The organism is Micromonospora sp. NPDC003944 (assembly GCF_053605225.1).
Map to the genome: position 1 here is coordinate 19408 of NZ_JBSGIV010000025.1, position 25615 is coordinate 45022.

20 protein-coding genes are annotated in these 25615 nt (G+C 70.7%); 9 read left to right on the plus strand and 11 right to left on the minus strand.

Features of this window, described 5'->3' with window-relative positions:
* The first annotated feature begins 38 nt into the window (after nt 1–38).
* The 4 genes from ACWER9_RS14805 (at nt 39) to ACWER9_RS14820 (ending at nt 4555) form a co-directional block, all read left to right on the plus strand.
* Nucleotides 39–2474 (plus strand): DEAD/DEAH box helicase, encoded by a 2436-nt coding sequence (locus tag ACWER9_RS14805; protein WP_452302343.1) that lies wholly within the window; start codon nt 39–41, stop codon nt 2472–2474.
* 98 nt (nt 2475–2572) lie between these two features.
* Entirely contained in the window at nt 2573–2782 is a 210-nt protein-coding gene (locus ACWER9_RS14810; RefSeq protein WP_091395467.1) for a hypothetical protein, read from the plus strand.
* A gap of 163 nt (nt 2783–2945) precedes the next feature.
* Nucleotides 2946–3524, plus strand: a complete 579-nt coding sequence (locus tag ACWER9_RS14815; protein WP_196920693.1) for an LURP-one-related/scramblase family protein — start codon at nt 2946–2948, stop codon at nt 3522–3524.
* Nucleotides 3525–3706: 182 nt separating this feature from the next.
* Nucleotides 3707–4555, plus strand: coding sequence for a phosphotransferase (locus ACWER9_RS14820; protein ID WP_452302344.1), 849 nt, complete (start codon nt 3707–3709; stop codon nt 4553–4555).
* Nucleotides 4556–4574: 19 nt separating this feature from the next.
* On the opposite strand, the gene ACWER9_RS14825 is transcribed toward ACWER9_RS14820, so the two are convergent.
* The 10 genes from ACWER9_RS14825 to ACWER9_RS14870 form a co-directional block, all read right to left on the minus strand.
* Entirely contained in the window at nt 4575–5129 is a 555-nt protein-coding gene (locus ACWER9_RS14825) for an Rv3654c family TadE-like protein (protein WP_452302387.1), read from the minus strand.
* Between the two features lie 29 nt (nt 5130–5158).
* Complete coding sequence (locus ACWER9_RS14830) at nt 5159–5476, minus strand: TadE family type IV pilus minor pilin (RefSeq protein WP_452302388.1); 318 nt, start codon at nt 5474–5476, stop codon at nt 5159–5161.
* A 179-nt stretch (nt 5477–5655) separates the two neighbouring features.
* A complete protein-coding gene (locus ACWER9_RS14835) occupies nt 5656–5823 on the minus strand; it encodes a DUF4244 domain-containing protein (RefSeq protein WP_081883916.1) in 168 nt (55 codons plus the stop codon).
* Between the two features lie 22 nt (nt 5824–5845).
* On the minus strand, nt 5846–6430 hold the full coding sequence (locus tag ACWER9_RS14840; RefSeq protein ID WP_452302345.1) for a type II secretion system F family protein: 585 nt from the start codon (nt 6428–6430) through the stop codon (nt 5846–5848).
* A gap of 194 nt (nt 6431–6624) precedes the next feature.
* Complete coding sequence (locus ACWER9_RS14845; RefSeq protein WP_452302346.1) at nt 6625–7950, minus strand: type II secretion system F family protein; 1326 nt, start codon at nt 7948–7950, stop codon at nt 6625–6627.
* The gene (locus tag ACWER9_RS14850) at nt 7923–9134 is read right to left on the minus strand and encodes a TadA family conjugal transfer-associated ATPase (RefSeq protein WP_452302347.1); all 1212 of its coding nucleotides are present in this window, start codon (nt 9132–9134) and stop codon (nt 7923–7925) included. Before ACWER9_RS14850 ends, ACWER9_RS14845 begins: the two co-directional genes overlap by 28 nt.
* Entirely contained in the window at nt 9131–10234 is a 1104-nt protein-coding gene (ssd, locus tag ACWER9_RS14855) for a septum site-determining protein Ssd (protein ID WP_452302348.1), read from the minus strand. The genes ACWER9_RS14850 and ssd overlap by 4 nt, the downstream gene beginning before the upstream one ends.
* 219 nt (nt 10235–10453) lie before the next feature.
* The gene (locus tag ACWER9_RS14860; protein ID WP_452302349.1) at nt 10454–11464 is read right to left on the minus strand and encodes a CU044_5270 family protein; all 1011 of its coding nucleotides are present in this window, start codon (nt 11462–11464) and stop codon (nt 10454–10456) included.
* The gene (locus ACWER9_RS14865; RefSeq protein ID WP_452302350.1) at nt 11464–12018 is read right to left on the minus strand and encodes an RNA polymerase sigma factor; all 555 of its coding nucleotides are present in this window, start codon (nt 12016–12018) and stop codon (nt 11464–11466) included. The genes ACWER9_RS14860 and ACWER9_RS14865 overlap by 1 nt, the downstream gene beginning before the upstream one ends.
* Before the next feature lie 109 nt (nt 12019–12127).
* Nucleotides 12128–13318 carry a serine hydrolase domain-containing protein gene (locus ACWER9_RS14870; protein WP_452302351.1) on the minus strand — a complete coding sequence of 397 codons (1191 nt, stop codon included), beginning with the start codon at nt 13316–13318 and terminating at the stop codon, nt 12128–12130.
* A 736-nt stretch (nt 13319–14054) separates the two neighbouring features.
* Between ACWER9_RS14870 and ACWER9_RS14875 the strand changes: the two genes are divergently transcribed.
* Entirely contained in the window at nt 14055–14858 is an 804-nt protein-coding gene (locus tag ACWER9_RS14875; protein WP_357355513.1) for an HAD family hydrolase, read from the plus strand.
* Nucleotides 14859–15085: 227 nt separating this feature from the next.
* Nucleotides 15086–16309, plus strand: a complete 1224-nt coding sequence (locus ACWER9_RS14880; protein ID WP_452302352.1) for an IS110 family transposase — start codon at nt 15086–15088, stop codon at nt 16307–16309.
* A 206-nt stretch (nt 16310–16515) separates the two neighbouring features.
* Here the strand turns inward: ACWER9_RS14880 and ACWER9_RS14885 are convergent, their stop codons facing one another.
* A complete protein-coding gene (locus ACWER9_RS14885; RefSeq protein ID WP_452302353.1) occupies nt 16516–17262 on the minus strand; it encodes an oxidoreductase in 747 nt (248 codons plus the stop codon).
* Nucleotides 17263–17660: 398 nt separating this feature from the next.
* On the opposite strand from ACWER9_RS14885, the gene acs reads away from it, so the two are divergent.
* The 3 genes from acs (at nt 17661) to ACWER9_RS14900 (ending at nt 25452) form a co-directional block, all read left to right on the plus strand.
* A complete protein-coding gene (acs, locus tag ACWER9_RS14890) occupies nt 17661–19625 on the plus strand; it encodes an acetate--CoA ligase (RefSeq protein WP_452302354.1) in 1965 nt (654 codons plus the stop codon).
* Between the two features lie 267 nt (nt 19626–19892).
* Nucleotides 19893–22688, plus strand: coding sequence for an immune inhibitor A domain-containing protein (locus ACWER9_RS14895; protein WP_452302355.1), 2796 nt, complete (start codon nt 19893–19895; stop codon nt 22686–22688).
* A gap of 334 nt (nt 22689–23022) precedes the next feature.
* Entirely contained in the window at nt 23023–25452 is a 2430-nt protein-coding gene (locus ACWER9_RS14900; RefSeq protein ID WP_452302389.1) for an immune inhibitor A domain-containing protein, read from the plus strand.
* The last annotated feature ends 163 nt before the right edge of the window (nt 25453–25615 follow it).

The window sequence follows — 25615 nt, forward strand, 5'->3', positions numbered from 1 at the left end:
CGGTGTCCGACTTTTCATCTCCGAACACCAGTGCGAGAGTGCAGGGCGTGACCTCCAACGACTTCAGCTCCGCGCGGCTCACCCCGCGCCACGACCTGGAGTCGTCGTCCGCGGCCACCGTATCCGCTGGTCCTGGGCCAGCACCCGCCGACCTGCTGCGCCGGCTCCGCGCCCGGGGCGCCGCCGACCCGGTCACCCACGTCGAGCGGGTGCCGGCCCGCGCCGGGGTGCCCGCGCCGTGGCCGTCGTGGGCACCGACGGAGTTGCGCGCGGCGTTCACCCGACGCGGCGTGGTCGCGCCCTGGCAGCACCAGGCCGAGGCGGCCACCCTGGCGTACGAGGGCCAGCACGTGATCGTCGCCACCGGCACCGCGTCCGGCAAGTCACTCGCGTACCAGCTGCCGGCCCTGGCCACCCTGCTCGCCGACCCCCGGGCCACGGTGCTCTACCTGGCACCGACCAAGGCACTCGCCGCCGACCAGCTGCGCGCCGTCGCCGCGCTGGAACTGGAGGGGGTACGTCCCGCCTGCTACGACGGGGACACTCCGCGCACCGAGCGGGAGTGGATCCGCCGGCACTCCCGGTTCGTGCTGACCAACCCCGACATGCTGCACCACGGCATCCTGCCCGGCCACGCCCAGTGGTCCGGCTTCCTGCGCCGCCTCACGTACGTGGTGATCGACGAGTGCCACACCTACCGGGGGGTGTTCGGCTCGCACGTCGCCCACGTGCTGCGTCGACTGCGCCGGCAGTGCGCCCGGTTCGGGGCCACCCCGGTGTTCGTGCTCGCCTCGGCGACCTCCGGCGACCCGGCCACCGCAGCCGGGCGGCTCACCGGCCTGCCGGTGACGGCGGTCACCGAGGACGCGTCGCCGCGCGGCGGGGTGACCTTCGCGCTCTGGGAGCCGCCGCTGCTGCCACCCGGCTCCGGCGCCGCTCCCCCCGACTCTTCCTCGGTGCCCGCCCAGGCGGCCGGCGACCACGACGACCTCCGGCAGGTCCGCCGGTCGGCGCTGCGCGAGACCGCGGACCTGCTCGCCGACACGGTCGCCGAGGGGGTACGCACCCTCGCGTTCGTCCGCTCCCGCAAGGGCGCCGAGGTCGTGGCCGCCAACGCGCGCCGGTCGCTGGACGACGCGGTGCCGGGGCTCGGCGACCGGGTGGCCGCCTACCGGGGCGGCTACCTGCGGGAGGAGCGACGCGAACTGGAGCGGGCCCTGCTGCACGGCGACCTGCTCGGCCTGGCCTCCACCAACGCGCTGGAGCTGGGCGTGGACCTGGTCGGGCTGGACGCGGTGCTGATCTGCGGCTACCCGGGCACCCGGGCGTCGCTGTGGCAGCAGGCGGGCCGCGCCGGGCGTTCCGGGCAGGAAGCCCTCGCAGTCCTGGTAGCCCGGGACGACCCGCTGGACACCTATCTGGTGCACCACCCGGAGGCGATCTTCGGTGCGCCGGTGGAGGCGACGGTGCTCGACCCGGCCAACCCGTACGTGCTGGCGCCGCAGCTCGCCTGCGCGGCCGTGGAGGCACCACTCACGCCCGCCGACCTGGCGCTCTTCGGCGAAGGGGCGAAGGAGGCGATCGACGAGCTGGTCGCGGCGGGGGCGCTGCGGCAACGGCCCACCGGCTGGTACTGGCGACACCGGGAGCGCCCCGAGGTGGACCTGCGCGGCGAGGGCGGCGCCCCGGTCGCCGTGGTGGAGTCGTCGACCGGCCGGCTGCTCGGCACGGTCGACGGCGGCTCCGCACACTTCCTGCTGCACCCCGGCGCGGTCTACCTGCACCAGGGCGTCTCGTACGTGGTCGACCAACTCGACCTCGCCGACGGGTGCGCGCTTGTGCATACCGAGGAGCCGGACTGGTCCACCCACGCCCGCGACGTCACCGACCTCTCCGTGGTCTCGGTGCGCTCCTACGTGGATGCCGGGCCGGTCGGCATGTTCCTCGGTGAGGTGGACGTGACAAGCCAGGTGGTGTCGTACCAACGGCGGCGGATCGCCACCGGCGAGGTGATCGACACCCGGCCGCTCGACCTGCCCACCCGCGAGCTGCGGACGGTGGCGGTCTGGTTCACCCTGTCACCGCAGTCGTTGGCTCTCGCCGGGGTCCAGTCGGCCGACGTGCCGGGTGCGCTGCACGCGGCCGAACACGCCGCGATCGGCCTGCTGCCGCTGATGGCCACCTGCGACCGATGGGACATCGGTGGGCTCTCCACGGCGCTGCACCCGGACACCGAGGCGCCGACGGTCTTCGTCTACGACGGGCATCCGGGTGGCGCCGGTTTCGCCGAACGGGCGTACGGAACGGCGGCGGCATGGCTGCGGGCCACCCGGGACGCGATCGCGGAGTGCGGCTGCGAGACGGGCTGCCCGTCCTGCGTCCAGTCACCGAAATGCGGGAACGGCAACAACCCACTGTCGAAGCCGGACGCCATCCGGGTGCTCGACGTGGTGCTGACGAACCTGCCGGACTGAGCGGCTTGCATGAACCGGCACGGCTCGGGGCACAATGATATGGGAGCGCTTCCATCGATGCCCATGTTGCCGACCGCCCCCGTGCCCGAGGAGAAGCCGTGGCCGACACGATCGCCGAAACCGTCGACCTGCTTTACACCATCGACCAGGACAATCTCACCCTCGACCAGCAGATCGCGCTGGGGTCGGCACTTGCCGCCCTGGCTCAGGCGGAACGGCTGGAACAGATCAACGAGCGACTGCGCGGCATCCACCAGGTTCTCAACACCTGGGCGCTGCGAGCCGCCACCTCCGCCGACAGTCGCTGACGTCTCCCGGGGTGATCCCTGCAAGGGCACCAGTGATCACTCCGCGCTGGGTAGTCGTCCGACGGGCCCGACGACTACCCAGCATCAACAGTCATGGACAGCAGGGGGCGCGACGATTGTCGGGCTGTGCGAGACTCCGGCGCACCAACCCGGAGGAGTTCGCATGCAGCTCGACAACTTGCAGGGCCAGCACCAGTTCCACATCCGCCAGCGACTGCGCATGATGGTCAACCAGTACGAGGTCCGGGCGGTGTCCCCGGACGGCACCGAGGGTGAGCTGCTGGCGTTCGCGCAGCAGAAGCGGCTCGCCTTCAAGGAGCAGGTGACCATCTACACAGACGACTCGAAGCAGCAGCCCCTGCTCGGCTTCAAGGCCCGCCAGCGCATCGACCTCGGCGCCACGTACGACGTCACCGACGCCGCCGGCAACCCGATCGGCCTGTTCCGCAAGGACTTCGCCCAGTCGCTGCTGCGATCCACCTGGCACGTCGAGCAGGCCGGCCTGCCGCAGGTCACCGGCCAGGAGCGGAGCATGCCGGTGGCACTGCTGCGTCGATTCGTCGACTCGTTGTCCTGGCTGCCGTACCACTTCGACTTCACCGCGGGCGGCCAGCCGGTCTTCACCGTGGTCAAGAAGTGGGGCCTGCGCGACAAGTACATCGTCGAGGTGCAGAACCCGCAGATCGACCGCCGCCTGGTCATCGCGATGGCCGTCGCCCTCGACGCGCTCCAGGCCCGCTGACGCACCCTGCTTCACCCCCGTGGCCGCCGGCCGGGGCGTGGGATCCTGCTGCTCGCGCCCCGGCCGGGGCGTCGGTTCCTGCTGCTCGCGCCCCGGCCGAGGCAGGCTGACTGCGCCGCTCGGCACGGGGTCGAGGGGCGGCTGAGGCCGGCCCGGCCCCTCCTCGCCCTAGGATTTCTGCCATGGCCTATGGGCTCGCCAACCTCTCCGCGCGACAGTTGACCCTGCTGGATCAATGGCTCCCCGGCGCCACGGTCGAGCGGGACCACAGCTGGGGTCTGGTGCAGACGACAGTGCTGGAGATGACGTTCGCCGGGGCACGTCTCATCATCAAAGCTGGCGGCAACGATGACCACTATGTCGAACGCGAGCTCAACGCCCACCTCAACTGGGTGAGCCCCTGGACCAGGCTGGGCCGGGCGCCGATCTTGGAGCATGGCGACGCGGCGGCGAAGATTCTGGTGACGAAATACCTGCCTGGTGAGCTGGTGCTCGGCAGCAACCACGCCGACGCTCCCGCGACCTACCGGCAGGCCGGCGAACTCCTGGCACTTCTGCACGCGCAGACCAGCTTCCCGGACGATGACTACGAGAGGCGGGAGAACGCGAAATCGCTCTCCTGGCTCAGCGGAGCGCACCGCATCGCGTCGCACACGGTGAACCGGCTGTGCGCCGAGATAACCAGTTGGCCCACACCGGCGGCGCTGCTCGTGCCGACCCACGGAGACTGGCAGCCCCGCAACTGGCTCGTCCACAACGGCACTGTCAGCATCATCGATTTCGGCCGCGCGGCGATGCGCCCCTCCTACACGAACTTCACCCGGATGTCGGCCCTGGACTTCCGCCGCGACTCTCGGCTTGAGAGCGCGTTCCTCGACGGCTACGGGGCCGACCCGCGCCAGACGTCCGCCTGGTTCCGCACCCGAGTCCGCGAGGCCGTCGGCACCGCGGCCTGGGCCTACCGAGTGGGCGACGAGGCATTCGAGGCCCAGGGTCACCGGATGATCGCCGAGGCTCTCGCTGCTCCGTAGCGCCCACCGGGCCGACCCCTTAGCCACGCACCGGCCCGGCGCGGGCTGTCGACGCGGCGGTCCGGGTCAGACCGGGCAGCGGCGAGACCGTCACCTCGGCGGTCACGAGCAGGTCCAGCCCGTCGAGGCGGCAACCGTTCAGCCGGGCACCGTTGCGGACGGCGATGTCCGCAGCGAACGCGCAAGCCACCGCCTCACCGTCGAGTGCCTTGACGGCCCCGGCCAACGCCCCCAGATCGGCGGCCACCGCCGCCCGCTGAGCCGCCATCGCAGCCCCGGCGACAGCAGCCCCGAACGTGCCCACAAGCACGAACACCAATCCCACTGCCAGCAGGATGACGGTCGCCCCACCTCGTTCAGCGTCCTGCCGGCGGCCGTCCGGGTAGGCGGCGTCAAATCCGTTGCCGTTGCGGGGCGACCTGACGACGTCGGCCTCCCAGGAGCCGCCCCGGGCTTCGTCGGCCGCCCAGGTAGCGCGGTCGCCGAGCGCTCGGGCTCCGTCGGCCGGCCAGGTGTCGCGGTCGCCGAGCGCTCGGGCTCCGTCGGCCTCCCGGGTGCTGCCGTTGCCGAGCACTGACACGTCGCGGGCCTCAGGTCCCGGCGTCACGGCAGCCCCTCCCCGGCGCGGGGTTCGAGTGCCGCGACGGCGGTGGCGGCCACTGTGATTCGCGGCAGTCGGCCGCCGAGCGTACGCACGGGCGCCCGTACCGTCGCCTGCACGCGGCCCTCACTGATCGACACCGACACGTCCGCGCCCGGCGGCACCGCGCCCTCGCCGTCGCTTTGGTCCACCTCGTCTCGAGCGGCGGCCAGCGCCGCCTCCCGGGCCGCGTGCAGACAACCCGCCCTGGTACTGACGGCGTTGACCGCGGTCAGGCCGGCAAGCAGGAGGAGAAGCAGCGCCGGCAGGCCGGCCGCCAACTCGGCGGTGAAGGACCCCCGGTCTGCGCCGACGCGGAATTCCCCCTCACCACAGAAGGCCCGGAGGGATGTCTGCTCGTCGCCGGATACCCCGCCGATGAGGCGGAACCTCCGGCTGCCGACGAACGTACGTCCGGCGACCGCAGGCCTCGGAGCGCGGTCGGCCTGCCGGCGCCCGATCACTTCAGTGCCCGGTCGATGACGGCGGTCAGGGCCGACTGGACGTTGCCGGAGGTCAGGACCTTCAACAGGATCCCGGCGAAGGCGACTGCGGCGAGCGTGCCCACGGCGTACTCGGCCGTGTTCATTCCGGCATCGCCGCGCAGGCGAGCGATGAGTTTGCGCATTACTGTTTCCCTTCTCGATGGGTCAGAGCACATCGCCGAGAACGGCGACGATCACCGGCACGAGGCCGGCGAGAATGAACGCCGGCAGGAAGCAGAGCCCCAGCGGCAGGACGATGAGCACACCCGCCCGGCGGGCCGACGCCTCAGCAGCGGTGGCCCGGTCGGCGCGCAGGTCGTCGGCGAGCCGGGTCAGCGCGCCGGCCAGGGCGGCACCGCTGTTGGCCGAACGCAACGCCGCCGCCGTCAGGCGCTCGGCGCCGGGCACCCCGTCCAGCCCGGACCAGGCCTCCGCTGGGCCACCACCGAGCAGCAGCGTGCGACCAACCCGGGCCAGGCGACTGGCGAGCGGCCCGTCCAGGGCCTCGGCGACGGCCAACACCGAGCGATCCACCGGAGCGCCCGCCCGCATCGCCGCAGCCAGGAGGTCCGCGGCGAGAGGCAGTTCGGCGGCCTCCTGCTGCCGCCGTCTGCGCGTAGCGGGCGGCTCGATCTTCCGCAGCAGGACATCGAGCAGCAATGCGGCGGGAAGAGCGCCGAGCAGACCGAGCCAGCCCTCGACGACGATGGCCACGGCGAGCCCAGCCAGGACCGCCACGAGCCGGATCATGTCCGGCCGCCGCCTGGTCGGACGGGGCTGGTTCGGTGAGCTGGGCTGGCTCGGTGAGCTGGGCCGACCGGCTGAGCCCGGTTGGCGCGCTGAGCTGGGCTGGCCTGGTGCCTCAGGTTGGCCCGCTGAGCTGGGTTGGACCGTTGCCGTGGGTTGGCCCGTCGGGTTGGGCTGACCCCCGGGGTTTCGGGCCCTCATCCGGGCCGGCCCGGTGTCGCGCCCAGCCGTTCCGCCCAGAGGAGGCCCACGACCTGTAGGGCGACCGCAGCAATCGCGCAGGCGCCACCGACCGTGTGGTGCAGGAGCACCGCCATGGGGTCGACGCCGATGCCGTACCCGAGCCCGATCCCGCCGATCGGCAGAGCCGCCAGGAGCCAGGCCGTGGCCCGGGCGCCTGCCGCCTGCGCCGCCGCCGCGGCGAAACCTCTGTCGGTCGCCCGGGCGTCCGCCTCGATCCGCTCGACGAGCTCCGCCAGCGGCGCGCCGGTCCGGTCGGCCAACCGCACCGCCGCCGAGGTCAGCTGACGTAGCCGATCCGCCCCGTCACCGTCGACGGCCGCGACCTCGATCGCGTGTGGAACGGGCAGGCCCGCGCGGAGGTCGGCCGCGAGGCCGCTGAGCTGGTCCAGTGCACGTCGTCGGTCCCGTTCGGCGCTCCGGTTCACCCGCCAACGAAACACGCCGCGCACGGCCAACGTGCCGTACCCCGCCATCGCCACCGCAGCCACCGGGCCGGCGACCACGGCACCCACACCGCCGCCGAGCAGACCGACCAGTGGCAACACCCGGGTCGTCGATCGCGAGATGCGCACCGACGGCGGCGGTGCACCCGGCGTTCCGTCGGTCCGGCCAACGCTTCGGTGGTCCGGGCAGTCGGTTACCGCCCAGCCGTCGGCCACCGCCACACCGGACACGGCACTGCGACCGCCCACGCCCAGGCCACCGTGCCCGTCAGCGGCCGCTGTGGCGCGGGCGTCGCTCCAGCCGTCCGCGTCCACACCGCTGGCGCCGCGCATGATCGCGGCCGCCGATGCGGCAGGGTGTCGTTCCGCATCGGGCAGGGCGGTGGCCTCCTCCGACGGCCCGGTGCCGGTCGGGCGGCGGGGATCCCGACGCATCGGCGGGCGGGTCGGGCCCTGCGGACGTGTGAAGCCGCCCGCCGTTCCCGGCCACCTCGGGCTGCGGGTGACATCCCGGCTGGACCAGCCGAGTGCCGTCCGCCGCCCACTCGAAGCCGCAGTGGCACCCAGCTCATCCGTGATACCGACCGGATGGCCCGGGGGCGGGACAGCGCCGGTTTCGTCGACCGGCCCGTTCGGTGTACGACCGAGTTCCCTGATCCACTGCACCAGGGCGTCGTCCGGATCGACCTCGCCGCGCCGCCGCCCCGGTGCCAGCACGCGACGCCGACGGGCCCGAATGCTCTGCACAGGCCACGCCACCAGGGCAGCGGCGAACAGGAGCAGCGCCGCCACCAGCATCGTCGCGCCGGTCATGCCGGGCCCGCCGATCCGGGCCACGGCTCGCTGAGAATGGGCGGCACCGCCACCCCCCGCTCCCGCAGCAGCGCCCCGAGAGCACGGGCAGCGAGCCCAAGCCCGCTGCCGCGCACCCAGGCGGGCACCACTGTCACGAGCCGCTCGGGCCCCTCGGGCAGCAGCAGGCAGACCGACTCCAGGACGCGACCCCGGTCACCACGGCGCACCTGGAACAGCACCTGCAACGCGGCGGCCACCTGGGCGTGCAGCGCGGCGCGCGGCAAACCACCCAGCAGGCCGAGCGCCTCCAACCGGGCCGGCACGTCCGACGGGGTGTTGGCGTGCAGCGTGCCGGCGCCCCCGTCGTGGCCGGTGTTGAGCGCGGCCAGCAAATCGACCACCTCACCGCCCCGGCACTCCCCGACCACCAGTCGGTCCGGGCGCATCCGCAACGCCTGTCGGACCAGGTCCGCCAGACTGACCACACCGGTGCCCTCGACATTGGCGGTACGCGCCTGAAGTCCCACCACGTGCGGATGCCCTGGACGCAGTTCGGCGGCGTCCTCGACCAGCACGATCCGTTCGGTGGCCGGCACCATCCCCAGCAGGGTGTTGAGCAGAGTCGTCTTGCCCGACCCGGTGCCCCCGGTCACCAGATACGCCAGCCGGGCTGCGACCACGGCGGCGAGCAGAGGCGCGAGCGGTCGCGGCACCGTCCCCTGACGCACCAACTCGTCGAGGGTGAACGGCCGGTGTCGGAAGGTCCGCAGGGACAGGTAGGGGCCTTCGGTCGCCACCGGCGGCAACACGGCGTGCAGCCGGGTGCCGTCGGGAAGCCGGGCGTCCGCGTACGGGGAACCGTCGTCGAGTCGCCTCCCAGCGCTTGCGATCAACCGCTGCGCCAGCCGGCGGACGTCCTCCACCGAGCCCACCGGGACGGCGACCTGGTGCAGCCCCGAGCCACGGTCGACCCAGACCCGTGTGCCGTTGACGAGGACGTCGGTGACCTCCGGGTCAGCGAGCAGCGGCGCCAACGGCCCGGCGCCGACGAGGTCGTCACGGACCCGGTCGGCGATCCGCAGCATGGCGGTGTCACCGAGCACTGCGGCGGTGGGCTCGGCGCGTACCGCGGAGACGATCGCCGCGGCGGTGACCGGGGTGGTGGCGGCGGCGATCCGCTGTCGTACGCGGGCGGCGAGCGTGCCGTCCTCCGACTCGGCGCTCATGCCGCACCCGTAGCCGGCACGCCGGTGAGGTCGGTGACGATCTGTTGGCAGAGCGCGGCCAGTGGGCCCTTACCGCCGGCGGCCGGCGCTTCGCCGCGCTCCAGCCCGCGGCAGAGCCCCGGCTCGGGGCGCAGCGTGCCGGCCAGGGGGAGGCCCAGCGCGCGTGCCACCTCGGTCGCCCGCAACCGCCCCGGAGCAGGCCCGCGCACCACCACCGAGAGCGCGGCGCAGTGCGGGGCGACAGCGGCCACCACCCGGGTCGCCGCCGCGGTGGCACGCAACTCCGCAGGCACGACGACGAGCGCCTGGTCGGCGGCTTGCAGAGCCACCACGGCCGCGTCGTCCAACTGCCGGGGCAGATCGATCACCACGAAGTCGCGACCACGCCGGGCCGCGTCGACTGTCGCCGCCATCGCCGTCGCCGGCAACGCCAGCATCTCGCCGCGATCCCATGAGAGCACCACGAGATCACCCCGGCTGGGCAGGGCCTGCACCAGCGCTGGGGCGTCCACCCGCCCGTCGGCGCTGGTCAGCGACGGCCAGCGCAGGCCTTCCAGTTGCTCCCAGCCCAGCACAAGGTCGAGACCACCACCGAGCGGGTCGGCGTCGACCAAAAGGGTGCGCAGCCGGGCGCGGGCGGCGGTCACCGCGAGACCACCGGCGAGCACGCTCGCGCCGGCCCCGCCCCGACCGCCAAGGACCGCGACGACCCGGGCGCCGGCTCCGGTCGGACGGTCCGGGTCGTGCTCGGCGAAGCGATCGACCAACCACGGCTCAGCGGCCGGCAGTGCGGCGACGTGCTCGGCCCCGATCAGCTCGGCGACCTGCCAGCCGGGGTCGAGCTGACCAGCCCGGCCGACCAACACCAGCCGCGGCCGCTGCGGCAACCGGGCCCGCAGACACGCCTGCGCCTGATCGGCGCCGAGCAGCACCAGCGGTGCGGGAAGCCAACGGGTGCGGGCAGCCGCAGGGTCGCGGGCAAGCTCGACCTCCGTGCCGCCGACGGCGGCGAGCCGGAGCACATCGTCGAGCAGATCGTCGTCGCCGGTGACGACCAGCGGGAGCCGGCGGATCGGCGGAACCGTGGTACGGGGTGGCATCGCGGCCTCCAGCGGTCGGGCTCGGGTATGCCGCCGACCCTGCTCGAAATCCGCCTCGCGAGCCGCTCCGATGTCCTCGTCTGTGGACAATCCGGTGGCCTGTGGAAAACTCCCGCCGACGCAGTTGATCTGCTACGCACGTGGGCAACGCCGCAGCTACCGCCGCTGCGGGCACACGACAGGGCCACCCCCTGACGGAGCGGCCACACAAGTCGACGGTCAGCCGACCCGGTCGGTCCAGGCGGTATCGAGGATCACCTTGTACGCGCTGATCCGTATGGGCGACAGGGTCAGCCGCTCATGGGCGAGCAGCTCGCCCGTCTTCGGATCGAAGATCAGCAGAGACTGCGCGTCGTGCTCGCGGTCGTCGAAGGTGATGGCGACTCCATGTCGGCCGGCGCGGTCCGTGACCTGCCCCCGCCAGCGGAAGCCGGGCACCTCGGCGAGGACCCGCAAGACCGCCGCCCGGGTCGCACGGGTCACGACGTACCGCCCGTAGAGGGTGCTCACCTCTTTACTCGCCACGCCCGCGCCGTATTGGACCTTCAGCAGCTCGCGCAGCTCGGACGGGACGTCCGACGGCTGGCTGAGTTCCCTCGGCGGTAGCGGAACGACGTTCGGTGCGGGCGTGCCGGTGGCTGCCGGTCGCGCGATGCTTTCGCGCTGCCAGTAGTCCCGAGACTCCTGGTCGGGGTACTGCGGCTCAAGTTCCGTGTCGATCTGGTTGCCGGTCCCGTCGGTGGCCTGCCAAATCTGCGTCTCGTGAGCGAAGGCCACGTGGTGGCGGCCGTCGTCGGACGTCACCACCGGGTCACCCCACACCTTCGCGTGGTGATACATGTACCGCCCACGCTGGTGGTCGTACCCCGCATCTTTGATCTTGTCGGCCAGCATGCGTAGCTGCGGGCCGGCGGCCGGCGGGTCCGCGTCGAACTGGTACGTGACCGGCACGAGCACCAACCCCGCCTCCGCGGCCGGTTCGCCAGGAGTGCCCGGTGCGGCCCCGCCGAACGGCTGGAACACCGCCACGGCGCCGACCGCGACCGCAAGGGTGCCGGCCGCCAGAACCAGCCGGCGGGTGGGGCCTACGCGACGACGCCCGGCCACCGTTCCGGTAGCGCTGGCGCGCTCGATCAGCTCGCGGGCCGGGACCGACGGTGGCCCGACCTCGACGCTCCGGGCTGGGTCGGCCGGGCCGAGAAGAGTACGGGTTCGCTCTGCTCCGAACATCACAGATCCTCTCGAATGGTCGCCAACAACGGGCTGCGCCGGGTCGGCACGGGGCGGTCCGACATCGCTTCGGCAAGACGGCGGCGGGCGCGATGCAGGCGCACCGCGGCGGTCGCCCCGGTGCAACCCAGGACACCGGCCGCCTCGGACACCGTCAGCTCCTCCCAGCCGACCAACCGGAGGATTTCCTGGTCGAGGTCGTTGAGGGTGGCCAGAGCGGCCCGGATGTCGGCGACTCCGACGGTTGTGTCGGCACCCGACGATCCGGCCAATCGCTCAAGGTCGACACCGGTGATCGAGAGGAGGTCCGGGACCCTGCGCCGTGACCGCCACTGGTTCGCCAGGAGGCGCCGGGCCACCCCGTAGAGCCAGGGCAGGCTGCGCTCCGGAACGTCGGCGCGGCGACGCCAGGCGACAACGAAGACCTCCTGGGCAAGCTCCACGGACAGGTCCCGGTCAGCGAGCCGGCGCAGGCCGTATCGGACCATGTGCTCGTACTCGGCGGCGTAGAGCCTGGTGAACCAGTCCTCGTCCCGCTTGTTCGGTGGACCCACCCGAACCCCCATTGCCTCGACGACACTCACAGTGGCTTGTGTCGCTGCGGGGAACAGGATTACCGCGTGGCCGAGGGCGACCGCAGCCAAACGGGAACGAACGCTGCGGTCAGTCGTCGATCGCCTGGTAGACGGTGGTCCAGAAGTCGTGCCACATCGGCAGCCGCTGGTCGCCCGCGTGTGCACGCTGCATGAGCAGGATCGTCGTCAGGTCTTCGGCGGGGTCGTTGTACCAGGCGGTGCCATAGAAGCCGGGCCATCCGTAGCTGCCGACCGAGGGACCGAGGTGGGTGCGGCGGGTCCGGACCGACATGCCCAGACCCCAGCTGATGGCGTCGAAGTATCCGGGCCAGAAACCAGAGACAGCTTTCTGCGCCGGGGTCAGGTGGTCGCTCGTCATCAGCGCCACCGCCGGCCGCGACAGCACCCGTTCGCCACGGTAAGCGCCGCCCGCGAGCAGCGCCGAGCCAAAGGCGAGGTAGTCGTTTGCCGTCGAGACGAGCCCGCCGCCACCGGACTCGAACATCCGCGGTCGGCTGAACCGCCCGTCGGGGGCATCCTCGACGATCGGCTCGCCGGTGGCGGCGTTGTCCTGCTCGTACGCGGTCGCCAACCGGTAGATGCTCTCGCCGCCCACGCTGAAGGCGGTGTCGGTCATTCCGAGCGGCTCGCAGACCCGATCGCGGACGGCGTCCCCGAAGGACTTGCTGGTGGCGCGCGCGATGAGCACGCCCAACACGTTGGCGGCGGTGTCGTACATCCAGTGCTCGCCTGGCTGGTGGACGAGGGGAAGCGCTCCGAGTTGGCGGATCCACTCGTCCGGCGACGGATATTCGAGTGCGTCAAGCGCGTCGGCGATCGGGACGGTTCCCGGCTCGGCGGGGACCATTCCGGTGCCGAGGGTGCCGGCCAGGATGTCCCGCAGCGTTATCGGGCGTGACGCCGGGACGGTGTCGTCAAGTGGACCGTGCGGGTCGACAAGAACTGTCATGCCCGCCAACTCCGGGAGGAGATCGTCGACCGGGTCGTCGAGGCGAAGCGTGCAGTCCTCGACGAGAGTCATCGCGCACACGGCCACGATCGGCTTCGTCATCGAGCCCAGCCGAAAGATCGTGTCGCCCGCCATCGGCGTCTGTGACCCGGGGCCCTCGAACGCGAGCTGGCCCGTCGCCTCGATGTGCACCTCGCCGTGGCGGGCGAGAACGGCCACCATGCCCGGGACGAAGCCGGACTCGACGTGGTGCTCGAGCAAGCCCTGCACCCGGGCCAGCCGCTTCGACGAGAGGCCCCCAGCAGCCACCTGTCCCTCCTCTGCCGTCCCGTTTGGCAAATTACACGGCACGCGGAATCCAGGGGGCCCACGGATTGGACGGCGGGGACTCCGAGCAGGTTTCTGGCCTGCCGGCAACGCCGACCCAAGGAGTCGTAGCCGCCACGGCTGTCGGGGGGACATGGCTCCACGACTCGCGGCACGCCTGCGCCACCTGGCTGGTCGCCGACGGCGTCTCGACCAACGCCATGCGGCCGGCAGTGACGGGCCACCGGCAGACATCCACGAAGCTCAACCAAACGACCATGCCGCCCGCGCCCCGGAGGCGGTCGGCGGCTCCCCGGCTTCTCTGCTCTACCTGCGACCGCGGAACGCCGTCTCTGGGCGGTCTGGACGGGCCGGAGGACGACTTGTGAGCTGTGGTGGAGCGTTTCCAGCAGAAAGGGACGACCCCCGTCGGGGGGAGACGGGGGTCGTCGAAGGTTCGGCTCCGGGGGGGTCGAGCCGAACCACTCAGCGGTCACGGGGGGTGCAACCGCTGAGGGTCTGCCTGTTTCGAAGATGTGAATGCTCGTCGTACGGACAAGTCTGCCTGAGCGCGCCCGTCACGTCGAGTGGTGCCGCCTCCACTCACTGCGAAATTCTCCTCGCAGAGTGTGAGCGTGATCACGCGGAGCGGAGGTGGTGGTGCCAGCCCGCAGGTCTGAGGGGTTGCATGACCCCGGGCACCCGCCGACGATAGACCATCCGGCTAGACTTTCGCGCCGTGGGCCGAAGTGCCGCTTTCTTCGATCTGGACAAGACCGTCATCGCCAAGTCGAGCGCCCTGGCGTTCGGTCGGCCGTTCTATCGGGACGGGCTGATCACCCGGCGTGACGTGGTCAAGTCGGCGTACGCGCAGCTGATGTTCCGGCTGGGCGGCACCGACGAGCAGACCATGGCCCGAACACGGGACTACCTGGCCGCGCTCTGCAAGGGCTGGCAGGTGGAACAGGTCCGCCAGATCGTCGCGGAGACGCTGCACGAGCTGATCAACCCCTACGTGTACGCCGAAGCCGCCGCCCTGATCGAGGAGCACCAGGCCGCCGGGCGGGACGTGGTGCTGGTGTCGGCGTCCGGCGAGGAGATGGTCCGACCGATCGGCGAGCTGCTCGGGGTGACCGACGTGATCGCCACCCGGATGACGGTGCGGGACGGCCGGTACAGCGGCGAGGTCGAGTTCTACGCGGCCGGCCCGAGCAAGGTCGAGGCGGTCACCGAGTTGGCTGCCGTCCGGGACTACGACCTGGCCGACTCGTACGCCTACTCCGACTCGTACAGCGATCGCCCGCTGCTGGAGTGCGTCGGCCACCCGAGTGTGGTCAACCCGGACCGGCAGTTGCGCAAGCTGGCCTCGGAGAACGCGTGGCCGGTGCTGGAGTTCCGGCACCCGATCCCGCTGGGCCGGCGGCTGCGGGAACGCCCCGCGGTCCCGGTGGCGGCGGCGGCCCTGGGGGTCGGGGTGGGTGTGGCCATCGGCATCGCCTGGTACGGCCGGCACCGCCGCACCCGAGCCGCCACCACCGCCTGACCCCCGCCCCACCCGTTACCTTTTTGATCGTCCCCAGCCGGGGACTCTCGGTCGCCCGGCCCGGTATGACTTCCTGCCCCTGTCGTTCGGATGATCCGGGGGGTGTTGTCGCCGGGTCGGGTGGCGTCGGCGGACCGCTGATAGGGACACGGCCACCCGTGTTGGGGTAGGTCTCTTCGTAACGTGGCTGCCGGCAGTCCGACGCCCTGACTGCGGCCGAGGCCACGATGCGATGCGTGGAGGCGGGTCTGGTGCGCGACGGGTATGGCGTCTTCCTGGGCTTGGACGTCGGTAAGGGTGATCACCACGCGGTCGGGTTGGCTCCGGACGGCAAGCGGCTGCACGACGCGCCGTTGCCGAATACCGAGGTCCGGCTGCGGCAGTTGTTCGACAAACTCGCCCGCCATGGCCGGGTTCTGGTGGTAGTCGACCAGCCGGCCTCGATCGGCGCCTTGCCGGTCGCGGTGGCTCGGGCATGTGGGCATCAGGTGGCCTACCTGCCCGGCCTGGCCATGCGACGCATCGCGGACCTGCACCCCGCCAACGCGAAGACCGATGCCCGTGATGCCTATGTCATCGCTGACGCGGCCCGCGCCCTGCCGCACACGCTGCGGCGGGTCGACACCGGCGACGAGGCTCTGGCCGAGCTGGAGGTCCTGGTCGGCTTCGACGACGACCTCGCCGGCGAAGCCACCCGGGTGTCCAACCGGATTCGGGGCCTGCTGACGCAGATCCATCCCGCCTTAGAACGGGTGCTGGGCCCGAAGGTGCACCACAGAGCTGTGTTGGAACTGCTGTCGCGCTGCGGCGGTCCGATCGGGCTGCGCAAGTCCGGCCGCCGCAAGTTGCTCTCCATCGCCGCGGTGCACGCGCCCCGCATGGGTGAACGCCTGGTGGAGCAGATCATCACCGCCCTCGACGAGCAGACCGTCACGGTCCCGGGCACTCAGGCTGCGGAGACGATCCTGCCTCGCCTCGCCGACAGCCTCCGCGATGTCCTGCGCCAACGCGACCAGGTCGCCACACAGGTTGAGAGGATGCTGGATGCTCACCCTCTTGCCCCGGTCCTGACCTCGATGCCCGGCGTCGGTGTCAGGACCGCAGCCCGGATCCTGCTCGAAGTCGGTGACGGCACCGCCTTCGCCACCCCCGGCCACCTCGCCGCCTACGCCGGCCTGGCACCCGTGACCCGACGATCCGGCAGCAGCATCCGCGGCGAATACCCACCCCGCGGCGGCAACAAGAACCTCAAACGCGCGTTCTACCTCGCCGCGTTCGCGTCCCTAGCCGACCCCGTCAGCAGGGCCTACTACGACCGCAAACGCGCCGAAGGCAAACGCCACAACGCCGCCCTCATCTGCCTCGCCCGACGCCGCTGCGACGTCCTGTTCGCCATGCTCCGCGACAAGATCCCCTACCAACCCCGCCCAGTCACGCCGATCTCCGCTTGACGAAACCCATAGGGACACCCCCCCCCCACGCGAACTCCACTCGCCCTCCGGGTCGATCATGGAGTTGTGGTGGCCGTATTCGACCCGTTGGCACCTTCTGTGAGGCACCACAACTCCTTGATCGACGCGCGAGGCGGGTCGGGGGCGGGGCGCGACGCGCGGGGCGGGGCGGTCCGGGGCGGGTTGCTGCGGGGCGGCGGGACTTGTCAGGTGGCGGCGAGGATCTCGTCTCCGATGGCGGTGAGCTGGTCCGCGCCGACCTCGACGGCGGCCATGTAGTGGCGTAGCCAGGAGCGCAGCCCATCCGGGGTGCCGGTGGCGAAGGCGCCGGCAGCGCCGACGTACTCGGGCTCCCGTTCGCGGTGCCCGACGTCGACGGCGAGCAGGCCACGTGGGTCGAGGCCGCTGGCGAGCAGCACCAACCGGGCGGCGCCCCGGGCCACCACGCCGGACGGCCCGGCGAACGGGCGCAGGTTCAGCAACTCCCCGTGTACGACAGCGGCGAGCACCAGCGGGGAGACCTTCGTGCCGCCGGCTAGGAGGCCGGCAAGCCCGTCCAGCCGGGTGGCGACCACCGGGTCGGCGACCGGGCGACCCAGCTCGGCTTCCGACACGAGGTCTCGGGCGGCGAGCACGTGCAGTTTCGCGAGCGCCTGGCGGGGTGCCTTGGGCCAGAGCTCGCTCAGGCCCGGCAGCGCTCCGGCGACCCGCAGCGCCCCCTGGAGCGCCGGGTCGGTGACCGTGCCGGCCCGGACCGCCTCCCGTTCGTGGACGGCCCCCTCGAGAGCCGCGCTTGCCACCGCGGAGCGCAGGCTGACCTCGGCGGCGACCTGTCCACCGTGCCGACGCAGCGCCCGGTGCCCGAGCGCCTGGTCGAACCTCTCTCGGGCCTGCTCGACGGCGGCGGTGATGTCGGCGAGCGCGAGCAGGGGCGCGAGCGGGTCGGTGGTCACCCCGCCACGCTAACGACCCGTCCCGGCGCGGCGGGCCGCACCCGCCGGCAACGCGACCGGGACCACCCGCCCGGTGCGACGCCTCACCCCGACTCAGCCCTTTCGCCTGGAACGCGCGCAACGCCCGGCCGCCCAGTCAGGCTGGGACCCGTTCTGGACATGGTCATCACGCGTTCCATGAAGTCGGGCTGTCCGCCCGGCCTGAACACCGCGTCTCTAAGGAACCCGTGTTGATCCAGCAGCCCGCCGGACACGGGACGCCGGCCCGGGACGGGCCGTCGGGCGCGCGACGGGGGCCGCTCGGCGCGACGGAGTGGGCAGCCGTGGCCGGTCGAGGGCCCCGCGACTACCCTCGTGCCATCGAGACGCAGGTCACCCCGAGGATGAGGAGTCACGGCATGAGCGAGGCATTGGCCAATCTGCTGAACGAGACGCGCCAGTTCCCCCCGCCGGCCGAACTCGCCGCGCACGCCAACGTCACCATCGACGCGTACGCCGAGGCTGAGGCCGACCGGCTGGCCTTCTGGGCGAAGCAGGCCGATCGGCTGGCCTGGTCGAAGAAGTGGGACGAGGTGCTCGACTGGTCGAACCCGCCGTTCGCGAAGTGGTTCGTGGGTGGGCAGCTCAACGTCGCGTACAACTGCCTGGACCGGCACGTCGAGGCGGGCCGGGGCGACAAGGTGGCGATCCACTGGGAGGGCGAGCCGGGCGACACCCGCACCATCACGTACGCCGACCTGCACGCGCTTACCTGCCAGGCGGCGAACGCGCTGACCGACCTGGGGGTGACCGCCGGCGACCGGGTGGCCATCTACCTGCCGATGATCCCGGAGGCGGCAGTGGCGATGCTTGCGTGCGCCCGGATCGGCGCCGCGCACAGCGTGGTCTTCGGTGGCTTCTCCGCGGACTCGCTGAGCAACCGGATCCAGGACGCCAGCGCCAAGGTGGTGATCACCGCGGACGGTGGCTACCGCCGTGGCAAGCCGTCGGCGTTGAAGCCCACTGTGGACGAGGCGGTGGCCAGCTCCCCGTCGGTGGAGCACGTGCTCGTGGTTCGCCGCACCGGCGAGGACGTGGCGTGGTCGGAGAAGGACCACTGGTGGCACGAGACGGTGGAGACCGCGTCGGCCGAGCACACCGCGCAGCCGTTCGATGCCGAGCACCCGCTCTTCATCCTCTACACCAGCGGCACCACGGCCCGACCGAAGGGCATCCTGCACACCACCGGCGGTTACCTCACCCAGGCGTCGTACACGACGCACGCGGTGTTCGACCTGAAGCCGGAGACCGACGTCTACTGGTGCACGGCCGACATCGGCTGGGTCACCGGGCACTCCTACATCGTCTACGGCCCGCTCTCCAACGGCGCCACCCAGGTGATGTACGAGGGCACCCCGGACACGCCGCACAAGGGCCGGTTCTGGGAGATCGTCGACAAGTACGGGGTGAGCATCCTGTACACCGCTCCCACCCTGATCCGGACGATGATGAAGTGGGGCGACGACATTCCGGCCGGCTTCGACCTGTCGTCGCTGCGCCTGCTCGGCAGCGTCGGTGAGCCGATCAACCCGGAGGCGTGGATCTGGTACCGGCAGCACATCGGCCGGGGCGAGCTGCCGGTGGTGGACACCTGGTGGCAGACCGAGACGGGCGCGATCATGATCTCGCCGTTGCCGGGGGTGACCGCGGCCAAGCCGGGTTCGGCGATGACGCCACTGCCGGGCGTCGTGGCCGACGTGGTGGACGACCAGGGCCAGTCGGTGCCGAACGGTGGAGGCGGCTATCTGGTGCTGCGTGAGCCGTGGCCGTCGATGCTGCGCACCATCTGGGGTGACGACGACCGTTTCATCGAGACCTACTGGTCGCGTTTCCAGGGCATGTACTTCGCCGGTGACGGCGCGAAGAAGGACGACGACGGGCACATCTGGCTGCTCGGCCGGGTGGACGACGTGATGCTGGTGTCCGGGCACAACATCTCGACGACCGAGGTGGAGTCGGCGCTGGTGTCGCACCCGTCGGTGGCCGAGGCGGCGGTCGTCGGCGCGACGGACCCGACCACCGGGCAGGCGATCGTCGCGTTCGCAATCCCCCGGGGCAGCACGGACATCAGCGGCGACGCGGGTGAGCAGCTCATCGCCGACCTGCGCAACCACGTGGCGAAGACGCTCGGTCCGATCGCCAAGCCGCGGCAGATCATGCTGGTGCCGGAGCTGCCCAAGACCCGCTCCGGCAAGATCATGCGCCGGTTGCTGCGGGACGTGGCGGAGAATCGGTCGCTCGGCGACGTGACCACGTTGCAGGACTCGTCGGTGATGGACCTGATCTCCTCGGGGATGAGCGGCGCGAAGTCGGACGAGGACTGACGGTAGGCGTACCCATTGGAGGGTGGCGGTCCACGCGGACCGCCACCCTCCGTCATGTCTTACGGGTGCGGTGCGCGGCGTCCCACTGGTGTCACATCGGTCGGTCGGAGGAGTCGGGAGAAGCTGAACGGGCACAGGCGGCGTCCACCACTGTCCTTTCGGCCGGTTGTGCTTTAGGTTCACGCAGGTTGGCAGAGTTCGACAGACATCGTTTCGATGGTCGGCCACGCCAACGTCCTCCTCTCCATGCCCGAGAAACGGAGCGGCATGAACCACAAACCGCAGTCCAGGGCGCGGCGACGGCTACTCGTCGCGCTGCCCGCCATCGCCCTCGCGGCCACATCACTGACCGTGAGTGGCAGTGCGGCAGCCCAGCCGTCGTCCGGCACCCCCCAGGCGGTGATCGGCGCCGACGAGCACTACATCAACTACGCCGAGCCCGAGGTACAGCCGGACACCACCGGCCGTGAGGTGAAGGGCAAGGGTGGCGTCTACACCCCTGCCGCCGAGTCCGCGCGCGCCTTCGACCGGAAGCACGCCCGGGGCAACCCGGTGACCGCTCGGCAGTTGGCCAAGGACGAGGCCAAGTCGCTGAAGACGGGCCAGAACCCCCGCAAGTTCAAGAAGGCGCCGACCACCCAGACGGCGAAGCTGCTGACGCTGCTTGTCGAGTTCAACGACAAGGCCAACGACGACTTCACGAACGTGATGGTCCCGAAGACGGTGTTCGAGGACCGCACCTGCGTGCCGGGCACGGTGCAGAACGGCCCGAAGCACAACAAGATCCCGGACCCGTCGCGGCTGCCCCACGAGGACAACAACTCGATGTGGGTGCCGGACTTCTCGCCGTCGCACTACAACAAGATGCTCTACAGCAAGAAGGGCATCACCGAGCGGGTCCGCACGGACCTGAAGGGCCCGGACGGCAAGAAGGGCATCGACCTGTCCGGTCGCACCATGCACAACATGTACCTGGAGATGTCCAAGAACGCGTACACGGTGGACGGGCAGGCCAGCCCGTGGATCACCGTGCCGCACTCGGAGGGCTGGTACGCGGCGAACCGCTGCTTCCAGGACGAGACCGGCGCGTGGGTTCCCGGCCGTGAGCAGTCGATGAACGGCCACCCGGACAACCCGGCCGGCGCGGGCCGCCTGGCGACCGACGCGATCGACGCGCTCGTCGCGAAGGACCCGAACTTCCCGTGGGCCGACTACGACATCGAGGACCAGGCCGACCGCGACGGTGACGGCAACGTCTTCGAGCCGGACGGCGTGATCGACCACCTCGTGCTTGTGCACGCCGGTCAGGGCAAGTCCCGTGGCGGCGGCGCCGAGGGTGTGTACGCCGTGTGGGCGCACTCCTCCACGGTCGCCGGTGGCTACACCATCCCGGGCACCAACCTCAAGGCGTCGAACTACATCGTGCAGCCGGAGGACGCCGGTGTCGGCGTCTTCGCCCACGAGTTCGGCCACGACCTGGGCCTGCCGGACCTCTACGACACGTCCGGCAACGCCGACTCCGACGTGGACTTCTGGGACCTGATGGCCTCGGGCTCGCACTCGGGTGAGATCTTCCAGGCGCTGCCGACGCACATGGGCATCTGGGACAAGTGGGTGCTCGGCTGGGCCGACCCGCTGACCATCCGCCCCGGGTCGAACCCGCGTGAGGTGAAGCTCGGCCAGACGTCGCGTACCCCGATCGACTCCGAGGACGGCATCAAGGTCGACCTGCCGGACAAGGTGACGACGCTAGCCACCCCGCACAGCGGCACCAAGATGTGGCACAGCAACAACGACCAGGAGTGGGCCGACGTCAAGCTGAGCCGCTCGGTCGACGTGCCGGCGGCCGCCGACTCGAAGTTCTGGATGTGGAACAACTACATCATCGAGGAGGACTGGGACTACGGCTTCGTCGAGCTCTCCACCGACGGCGGCACGACCTGGACCGAGCAGAAGGTGTACGACGAGGGCGGCACGGTGGTCACCACGCCGGACGGCTACCCGGACCCGAACGGCCGGATGAACGACTTCGGCGGCAAGAAGTACGGCCTGACCGGCAGCACCGACGGCTGGCGGCACGACTACGTCGACCTGTCGGCGTACGCCGGGACGACGGTCCAGGTGCGGCTGCGTCTGGCCACCGACGAGGCGTTCGAGGAGCGCAACTGGTTCGTCGACGACTTCTCGGTCACCGGCGGCGGCGCCACCACCTGGAGTGACGACGTGGAGGGCGGCGCCAACGGCTGGACGGCCACCGGCGGCACCTTCGTCGACACCACCGGCGGGGGCTGGAAGGTCTCCAGCGGCACCGAGGTGCACGCCCAGTACTACCTGGCGGAGTGGCGCAACTTCGACGGCTTCGACAAGGGCCTCAAGTACGCCTACGACACCATCTACTCGCACGAGGCGTGGAAGGTCGACCGGATCTCCTACAACGCCCCGGGCATGCTGGTCTGGTACCGGGACACCGCGCTCGGCGACGTCAACCACGTCACCGGGCAGATGACCGCGCTGCCCAGCTACGGCGCGAAGGGCGGGCTGCTCATCGTCGACTCGCACTTCGACCCGCTGCGCCGCACCGGCGAGGCGGCGGTGAAGGACCCGTCGGTGACGGACAACCTGCCCAGCCGCCCGCAGTCGTCGAACGCGGCGTTCACGCTGAACCGGACGTACCCGTTCACGGAGTGCCTGGAGGCCGCGGACGAGCCGTACAGCGCGTACTGCACGAAGTTCAAGGGGCTGCCGCCGGTGAAGGCGTTCACCGACGCCAAGGGCTGGTACCCGGGCATCGAGATGCGCGACGGCGCTGCCTACGCACGGGACAACGACGCGTCGGTGGTTCTGCCGTCGCGCAACAACGCCCCGTACACCACCCGGGTCACCCACCCGGACGGCAGCCCGGCGCCGGAGTTCTACGGCGTGACCCTTGGCGGTGGCGCGATCGTGCTGGGCACCGGCAACCCGGGCGACGCCGGCGTGAACTACGGCGTCTCGCTCACCATCAAGAAGGCGGCCGCCGACAACTCGTCCGCCCAGATCTACGTGACGCCGGCCAAGAAGTAACGGTTTCGCGGTTCGACAACTGAAACGGTGGGGCCGGTGGCGGAGACGCTGCCGGCCCCACTGTCGTACATCGATCAAACTGATCGAAATGGGTCGCTGTATACGGGAGGCGGCCAATCATCGCTGGTCAGCATGGCTGATGAAGCGCCGGTATGTGACGGTGAAAAGCATTCCCAACAAAATCTTGCAACAAATCGACGCGTTCGTCTTCCCACCCGTCCCGCCAGTAACTATGTTCACCAATGGTCCCACTCGTGGGATCGATCTCCCACCGGCCCGTACCCCCGTTGGGCCGGTTCCCTCACACCGGAGGTACCACGTGCGCAAAGTCGCAGTGGGTCTGCTCGGGCTCTCACTGACGGCGACAGGCCTGGCGTTCGGCCCGTCCGCCTCGGCCGCCCCGCAGCCCAAACTGCCGGCAGCAGCTCCGGCCGCTGCCGAACCACAGGCGCTGAAGGACGAACTCCCCGACAAGCTCGAGGACAAGCGCCGCGAGCTGCGTGAGCAGGGTCTCGCCGACGTGCTGAGCGGGCGCAGCAAGCCGATCGAGCGCAACGGCAGCACCGTCGTCAAGGTCGGCCAGGTCGGCAAGACGGCCACCAACGCCAAGGCGCGCTCCGTCGGCGCTCAGGCGACGAAGGACCAGTACGTCGAGCTCAAGCGTGAGCGGACCGACAAGATCTTCGTGATCCTGGCCGAGTTCGGGGACGAGCGGCACCCGTCCTACCCGGACAAGGACATGAACCCGGACATCGCCGGACCGTCGACGTTCCAGGGTCCACTGCACAACAAGATCCCCGAGCCCAACCGGGCCGTGGACAACTCCACCATCTGGCAGCCGGACTTCAGCCCGGAGCACTTCCGCCAGCTCTACTTCGGCACCAACCCGGGCGACGAGTCGCTCAAGCAGTACTACGAGGCGCAGTCCTCGGGTCGCTACACCGTCGAGGGTGAGGTGACCGACTGGGTCAAGGTCCGGTACAACGAGGCCCGCTACGGTCGCTCCGACGACCCGAAGGCCGACGACGACCCGACCGGCGACCCGGCTGTCTGCGCCGACAACGTCTGCCCGAACACCTGGAACCTGATCCGCGACGCCGCCAACCAGTGGGTGGCAGACCAGAAGGCCAAGGGGCGGACGGACGCGCAGATCGCGACCGAGATGAAGTCCTTCGACCAGTGGGACCGCTTCGACTACGACGGTGACGGCGACTTCAACGAGTCGGACGGCTACATCGACCACTTCCAGATCGTCCACTCCGGCGGCGACCAGGCCGACGGTGACCCGCAGCAGGGTGAGGACGCCATCTGGAGCCACCGCTGGTCGGCGTTCAACAGCTCGCCCGTGGGCCCGCCGAACTTCCCGATCGGTGGCACCCAGATCGGCAACACCGGCGTCTGGATCCGCGACTACACGATCCAGCCGGAGAACGGTGGCCGCAGCGTCTTCTACCACGAGTACGGCCACGACCTCGGCCTGCCGGACGACTACGGCCCCGCGGACAACAACAACGAGCACTGGACCCTGATGGCCCAGAGCCGGCTCGGCGCCAAGAACGACGTCGGCATCGGCGACCGGGGCGGCGACCTCGGCGCGTGGAACAAGCTCCAGCTCGGTTGGCTCGACTACGAGGTGATCGTGGCGGGGCAGAAGCGCTCGCTGGAGCTCGGCCCGCAGGAGTACAACTCCGAGAAGGCACAGGCCGCCGTTGTCGTACTTCCCCAGCGGGAGTACACGTTCAACTACGGCGCACCGTTCGAGGGCTCCAAGCAGTACTTCTCCGGTAACGAGGACGACCTCGACAGCAAGATGACGAGGACGTTCGACCTGACCGGCAAGTCCACGGCGGCGCTGTCGCTCAAGGGCAAGTACAGCATCGAGGAGACCTACGACTACCTCTACTTCGAGGCGTCGACGGACGGCGGTCAGACCTGGGCCGACCTGGACGGCACGGTCAACGGTCAGCCGATCGGCGTCGACGGCGCCGGCCGCCCGGCCCTCGACGGCAGCAGCAACGGCGCGTGGGCCGACATCAACATCCCGCTCACCTCGGTCGCCGGCAAGGTGGCGCAGGTCCGCCTGCACTACGTCACCGACGGTGGTGTCTCCGAGGGCGGCTTCTTCGGTGACGCGATCACCGTGACCGCCGACGGTCAGACCGTGTTCAGCGACGGCGCCGAGACCGACGCCGGTTGGACGCTTTCGAAGTTCGAGGTGGTCGGGGCGACCTACACCCGACTGTTCGACAACTTCTACATCGCCGGCAACCGGTCGTACGTCTCGTACGACAAGTACCTGAAGACCGGCCCGTACTTCTTCGGCTACGCGAACACCCGCCCGGACTGGGTGGACCACTACGCGTACCAGGAGGGCCTGCTCATCTCGTACTGGAACACCCGGTTCTCCGACAACAACACCGCCCCGGTGTCCGCGTCCAACCCGGGTGGTCACCCGGGTGAGGGTCGCAACCTGTACATCGACGCGCACCCGCGCCCGATCTACAACCTGACCGGCGCGCCGTGGCGGGCCCGCATCCAGGTGTACGACGCCCCGTTCAGCCTGAACAAGGCGGACTCGTTCACCCTGCACCTCAACAGCCAGCCGCAGTACATCCGTGGCCAGGCCGCTGAGCCGCTGTTCGACGACACCAAGAAGTACTTCTACGAGGAGCTGCCGAACCACGGCGTCAAGCTCCCCGCGACCGGTGTCAAGATCAAGGTTCTGGAGCAGGACGGCACCTCGATGAAGATCCGGATCAGCTGACCACTGATCCCGTACCAACAAGCGACGCCCGGGCAGGTCACCTGCCCGGGCGTCGCCCTTTGTGGGACACCCGCCCGGATGGCCACGATCGGCTGGTCGAGCCGACTCCCCCGGTCGCCGTCCGGGACAACCCGGGGCTTTCCCCTGTTCACCGCGACCACCA

Bases quoted from the DNA above. Each gene is read 5' to 3' on its own strand.
- ACWER9_RS14895 (WP_452302355.1), top strand. From the start codon at position 19,893: ATGAACCACAAACCGCAGTCCAGGGCGCGGCGACGGCTACTCGTCGCG.
- ACWER9_RS14850 (WP_452302347.1), bottom strand. From the start codon at position 9,134: ATGAGCGCCGAGTCGGAGGACGGCACGCTCGCCGCCCGCGTACGACAG.
- ACWER9_RS14815 (WP_196920693.1), top strand. From the start codon at position 2,946: ATGCAGCTCGACAACTTGCAGGGCCAGCACCAGTTCCACATCCGCCAG.
- acs (WP_452302354.1), top strand. From the start codon at position 17,661: ATGAGCGAGGCATTGGCCAATCTGCTGAACGAGACGCGCCAGTTCCCC.
- ACWER9_RS14880 (WP_452302352.1), top strand. From the start codon at position 15,086: ATGCGATGCGTGGAGGCGGGTCTGGTGCGCGACGGGTATGGCGTCTTC.
- ACWER9_RS14835 (WP_081883916.1), bottom strand. From the start codon at position 5,823: ATGCGCAAACTCATCGCTCGCCTGCGCGGCGATGCCGGAATGAACACG.
- ACWER9_RS14840 (WP_452302345.1), bottom strand. From the start codon at position 6,430: ATGATCCGGCTCGTGGCGGTCCTGGCTGGGCTCGCCGTGGCCATCGTC.
- ACWER9_RS14860 (WP_452302349.1), bottom strand. From the start codon at position 11,464: ATGTTCGGAGCAGAGCGAACCCGTACTCTTCTCGGCCCGGCCGACCCA.
- ssd (WP_452302348.1), bottom strand. From the start codon at position 10,234: ATGCCACCCCGTACCACGGTTCCGCCGATCCGCCGGCTCCCGCTGGTC.
- ACWER9_RS14820 (WP_452302344.1), top strand. From the start codon at position 3,707: ATGGCCTATGGGCTCGCCAACCTCTCCGCGCGACAGTTGACCCTGCTG.